The organism is Pseudomonas sp. DWP3-1-3b3, from assembly GCF_049896305.1.
Taxonomy (GTDB): domain Bacteria; phylum Pseudomonadota; class Gammaproteobacteria; order Pseudomonadales; family Pseudomonadaceae; genus Aquipseudomonas; species Aquipseudomonas azotoformans_A.
Genome location: NZ_JAFCUA010000025.1, coordinates 1 through 1,557, shown reverse-complemented (window position 1 = coordinate 1,557; position 1,557 = coordinate 1). Strand labels below are relative to the sequence as shown.

Annotated in this window: 2 pseudogenes; both read left to right on the top strand. The window is 70.6% G+C overall.

Features of this window, described 5'->3' with window-relative positions:
- Nucleotides 1–307: 307 nt before the first annotated feature.
- Nucleotides 308–1,417: pseudogene (locus tag ACP7BX_RS30835) on the top strand (IS4 family transposase); the annotation flags it as partial.
- Between the two features lie 35 nt (nt 1,418–1,452).
- A pseudogene (locus ACP7BX_RS30830) lies at nt 1,453–1,557 on the top strand (transcriptional regulator); the annotation flags it as partial.

Genomic DNA, 1,557 nt, shown 5'->3' with positions numbered 1-1,557 from the left:
TAGGGCGTTGGAATTGTTGAGGTTTGGGGTAGGCGATTGTGGGGATGGAGGGGCGTCGATCCCCCCGGAAGCGGCGCTTTCTTGAACCCTCCCCCAGAGGGCTAGCAGGTTCACACATCTCGATTGAGCGAGTGGACGAGCTCTGATTCATTGGGTTCATCTGACGGGAGATGGCGATGGATCTGCTGCTGGGGCGGTTTGGCGACCGCCGCCTGGAAAAAGGGGGGCCTGGGCTCTGGAGCGGGCGGTGGCGCGGGCTGGCTGCAAGGCCTCGGTCAGCGCGCTTGGCGGCGACCGGGCCGGCGAGATGCGGCTGAGGCGCTTCCTGGAGAACGCTGCGGTCGAGGTCGACGAGATGGTGGCGCAGGCGGCGATCCGCACGGCGCAGGCCTCGGCGGGCCGGCACGTACTGGCCATCCAGGACACCACGGCGGCGCGCTCGGACCCGGCAGGCGGCGGCGGGCTCTATTTGCATGCGATGATCGCGGTGGACGCCGCCGACGGCGCGCTGCTGGGGCTGATCGAGGCGCGCTACCTAGTGCGAGAGCAAGGGCGGCGTGGGCAGCGCAAGGCGAGGGCCTACGAGGACAAGGAGAGCGCGCGCTGGCAAGCGGCGGCGCAGGCGGCGGACCTGATCTGCGGCGGGGCTGAGCGGGTGACGGTGATCGCCGACCGCGAGAGCGACATCTATGAGGCCTTCGCCGAGGCCCCGGCCGGGGTGGAGATGCTGGTGCGGGCGGCGCAGGACCGGGCGCTGGGCGACGGCGGCAAGCTGTTCTCCACCCTCGACGCCCTGGCCGAGGCCGGGCGGCAGGTCGTGAAACTGCCGGCCCGGGGCGGCCGCAAGGCGCGCGAGGCGACGCTGGCGGTGCGGCTGGCCCCCGTCGAGCTGGCGCGGCCGGCCAACCGCGGCGCGGGTTGCGCCCTGGCCGCCAGGGTGGCTGTCACGGTGGTCGACGCCCGCGAGGTCGACGCTCCGCAGGGCGAGCCGCCTTTGCACTGGCGGCTGATCACCACCGCGCCCGTCCAGACCGCCCAGGAGGCTTTCGCCGTGGTCGACCTCTATCGCCGCCGCTGGGCCATCGAGCAGTTGTTCCGGGCCCTGAAGACCGAGGGCTTCCACATCGAAGCCCTGCGCCAGGCCCACGATCTGCCCCGCCAGAAGCTGGTCACCCTGCTGTTGATCGCCGCCGTCATCGTCCAGCAACTGGTCCATGCCCGCGACCCGGTCCCAGGCCAGGTTCCCCGTCCCATCCTCGACGCCTTCGATCCCGGCGACATCCCGCTCATCGAGGCCTGCTGCGCCGAACTCGAAGGCAAGACCCAGCGCCAGAAAAACCCCCATCCCCCGAAAACCATGGCCTATGCCGCCTGGGTCTGCGCCCGACTGGGCGGCTGGACCGGCTACTACGGCAAGCCCGGCCCCATCGTCATGCTACGCGGTTGGCGCAGCCTCCAGGACCGCAAATGCGGCTGGACCCATTGCCCATCGAGCATCTGTTGTGCGCGACGCCGCAGTACGTGGCTGAACACGGGACGCCGGCGCATCCCCATGAC